We start from the raw sequence: 3,286 nt of genomic DNA, 5'->3' as shown, positions 1-3,286 counted from the left end.
GCTCGGGCTGGACCTGCGCCAGACCGCCCGCGCCGAAGGCCGGGTCACGCCCGACGCGCTGCCGCTGCCTGCGGGCACCCTGCAACTGGAGCGGGGCGATCTGGCGATCACCCCCGCCGCCCTGGCCGCCTTGCAGGCCGGCGTGGTGGACCGTCTGCGCACCTTCCACGCCGGCGCGCCCGACGAAATCGGCCCCGACAGCCGGCGTCTCAGGCGCCTGGCGGCGCCCCGCGCCAGCGACGCGCTGTGGCAGCACGCCATCGACGACCTGGTGGCCCGCCAGGCCATCGTGCGCAGCGCCCACTGGCTGCACCTGCCCGAACACGAAGCGCGTCTGAGCGAGGCCGAACAGGCGCTGGCGCAGCGGCTGCTGCCCGCCTTGCTGGCGGGGGGCTTCGATCCGCCCTGGGTGCGCACCCTGGCCCAGGACCTTGGCTGTGCCGAGGCGCTGGTGCGGCAGACGCTGGCGCGCATGGCGCGGCGCGGCGAGGTCTTTCAGGTGGTCAAAGACCTGTACTATCCGCTCCTGACCCTGGAGCAGCTGGCCGGCCTGGCGCGCGACTGCCAGAGCGGTCCCCGGGGCCTGCAGGCGGCCAGCTTCCGCGACGCCAGCGGGCTCGGCCGCAAGCGGGCCATTCAGGTGCTGGAGTTCTTCGACCGCGTCGGCTTCACCCGGCGCGTGCGCGACGAACACCTGCCCCGCCCCGGGACCACGCTGTTCGGCCACCCCGCGGGCCCGGACTGACGGTCACGCACAACGGAAGGGAAGCGTCCCCGGTGGGATGCCCGGGCTTCAAACCCGGCGGGTTGCGCCAAGCGCGGCCGGTGGGTTCGACTCCCTCTCCCTTCCGCCACGATGGCCCCGGCCGTTCCATTAAGTCCGGTCTAAGCGAGTGCGCCCACATTGAAGTCCTGTTCAATCAACGGCTTCCCCCAGGAGCGCACATGGACCTCAAGACCCTCACCCCCACCCGCCTCGTTCTGGCCCTCGCGGCCGCCGGCGTGATCGGCGGCGCGGGCGCGACCTACTTCACGGGCACGCACGCAGGCGCCGCCAGCCAACCGCCAGTGGCCACCCTGACCGCACCGGCACCCGCGGCCATCGCCGGCACACCCGACTTCGCGCAGATTGCCGCCCACCAGGGCGCGGCCGTGGTCAACATCAGCGTCAGCGGCCTGCGCAAGACGGCCGACGAAGGCGCCACCAGCGCCCCGGGCATCGACCCCAGCGACCCGTTCTACGAGTTCTTCCGGCGCTTCCAGCAAGGTGAGCAGACGCCCAGCGAACAGCCCGTGCACGCCCAGGGCTCGGGCTTCATCGTCAGCCCCGACGGCCTGATCCTGACCAATGCGCACGTGGTGCGCGATGCCAGCGAGGTCACGGTCAAGCTCACCGACCGGCGCGAATTCCAGGCCAAGGTGCTGGGCGCCGACCCCAAGACCGACGTGGCCGTGCTGCGCATCGACGCCCACAACCTGCCCACCGTGACGCTGGGCACCACACGCGACCTGCGCGTGGGCGAATGGGTGCTGGCCATCGGCTCGCCGTTCGGTTTTGAAAACAGCGTGACCGCCGGCGTGGTCAGCGCCAAGGGCCGCTCGCTGCCCGACGACAGCCTGGTGCCCTTCATCCAGACCGACGTGGCCGTCAACCCCGGCAACTCCGGCGGCCCGCTGTTCAACGCCCGCGGCGAGGTGGTCGGCATCAACTCGCAGATCTACAGCCGCTCGGGCGGCTACCAGGGCCTGTCGTTCGCCATTCCCATCGAACTGGCGAGCAAGGTCAAGGACCAGATCGTCGCCACCGGCAAGGCCAGCCATGCGCGTCTGGGCGTGACGGTGCAGGAAGTCAACCAGGCGCTGGCCGACTCGTTCCGGCTCGACAAGCCCGAGGGCGCGCTGGTCTCCGGCGTGGAACCCGGTGGCCCTGCCGAGAAGGCCGGCCTGAAGGCGGGCGACGTGATCCTGCGCCTGAACGGCCAGTCCATCGTGGCCTCGGGCGACCTGCCGGCGCTCATCGGCCAGGCCGCGCCTGGCGACAAGGTGGCGCTGGACGTGGTCCGCCAGGGCCAGCCCCAGACCATCGATGCCCGGCTCGGCGACGCGGCCACGCCCAAGAAGACCGAGACCGCCGCAGCCGGCAGCGGCTTGGACCAGGGCCGCCTGGGTCTGGCCCTGCGACCGCTGCAACCGCAGGAAAAGCACCAGGCGGGTGTGGACGGCCTGGTCATCGAAAACGTGGGCGGAGCGGCGGCCCGGGCCGGCGTGCAGCCCGGCGACCTGCTGATGGCCGTGAACGGCACGCCCGTGCACAACATCGAGCAGGTGCGTGCTGCGGTGGCCAAGGCCCAGAAGTCGGTGGCGCTGCTGATCCAGCGCGACGGCGACCGCATCTTCGTGCCGGTCCGCCTGGGCTGAACGCCGCCCCGTGCCCCGCGCCTCAGCCGTTAGCGGCCGGGGCGCAGTCCGGCTGTGTGGCGGCTGAGGCCGCCACACAGCGCGCACAGATGCAGGCCTGGCCGCGCGTCTGCGCGGGCAGCCGGGCCAGCAGGTCGACGCTGAAATGCTGGTCCATGCACCAGCAAGGCCCCTGCGGCACGCCGGTGGCGCGCTCGATCTCCATCGCGCAGCGGTTGTCGCCCCCACACAGCGGGCAACGGGCGGGATCGGGCAGGGGAGCGGCGGCGGTCATGGTCAAGCTCTCGGGCGACGGAATGGCGGGGGCTCCATGGTATGGTCTGCGGCCCATGCTGCGATACCGGATTCCTTTTCTGGCTCTGGGCCACTGCCTGGCCCTGACGCTGACCCTGCTGACCGCCCCCGCCGTGCAGGCGGCCGGGCCGACCGATCCCCACACCGTGCCCGACACCCTGGCCCAGCGCCTGCAGGCCTGCACGCTCTGCCACGGCAAGGAGGGCCGGTCGACCAACAGCGGCTACTTCCCACGCATCGCCGGCAAGCCCGCCGGCTACCTGTACCACCAGTTGCTGCACTTCCGCGATGGTCGGCGCAACAACGCCGGCATGACCGCGCTGCTCGACCACCTGAGCGACGGCTACCTGCGTGAGATCGCCGACCACTTCGCCAGCCTAGACCTGCCGTACCCGCCCCCACCGCCGCCCGAGGGCAGCGCCACGCTGCGCGCGCGCGGCGAACAGCTGGTGCGCCAGGGCGACCCGGCCCGGCAACTGCCCGCCTGCACGGCCTGCCACGGCAGCGCCCTGACCGGCGTGCGCCCAGCCGTTCCCGGGCTGCTCGGTCTGCCCCGCGACTACCTGCTGGGCCA

4 protein-coding genes and 1 tRNA gene are annotated in these 3,286 nt (G+C 72.3%); 4 read left to right on the top strand and 1 reads right to left on the bottom strand.

The features are described from left to right. From QQK43_RS22855 to QQK43_RS22845, 3 genes are all read left to right on the top strand, one after another. On the top strand, positions 1-745 hold a 745-nt coding region (locus tag QQK43_RS22855; RefSeq protein WP_284309588.1), incomplete at its 5' end, for a SelB domain-containing protein. A gap of 14 nt (positions 746-759) precedes the next feature. Beyond that, positions 760-854: transfer RNA gene (locus QQK43_RS22850), tRNA-Sec, on the top strand. A 91-nt stretch (positions 855-945) separates the two neighbouring features. Continuing rightward, entirely contained in the window at positions 946-2,418 is a 1,473-nt protein-coding gene (locus QQK43_RS22845) for a DegQ family serine endoprotease (protein WP_284309587.1), read from the top strand. A 22-nt stretch (positions 2,419-2,440) separates the two neighbouring features. On the opposite strand, the gene QQK43_RS22840 is transcribed toward QQK43_RS22845, so the two are convergent. Beyond that, positions 2,441-2,692: a cysteine-rich CWC family protein gene (locus QQK43_RS22840; RefSeq protein WP_284309586.1), complete on the bottom strand. Its 252-nt coding sequence runs from the start codon at positions 2,690-2,692 to the stop codon at positions 2,441-2,443. Between the two features lie 55 nt (positions 2,693-2,747). On the opposite strand from QQK43_RS22840, the gene QQK43_RS22835 reads away from it, so the two are divergent. Continuing rightward, positions 2,748-3,286 (top strand): c-type cytochrome (locus tag QQK43_RS22835; RefSeq protein WP_284309585.1); only part of this gene is annotated, 539 nt, incomplete at its 3' end.

This window comes from Hydrogenophaga electricum (genome assembly GCF_030160815.1).
GTDB lineage: Bacteria > Pseudomonadota > Gammaproteobacteria > Burkholderiales > Burkholderiaceae_C > Hydrogenophaga > Hydrogenophaga electricum.
This window is presented reverse-complemented; position numbering and strand designations above follow the sequence as displayed.

Excerpts from the sequence above, each read along its gene's own strand:
- QQK43_RS22845 (WP_284309587.1), top strand. The coding sequence starts at position 946 with ATGGACCTCAAGACCCTCACCCCCACCCGCCTCGTTCTGGCCCTCGCG.
- QQK43_RS22840 (WP_284309586.1), bottom strand. The coding sequence starts at position 2,692 with ATGACCGCCGCCGCTCCCCTGCCCGATCCCGCCCGTTGCCCGCTGTGT.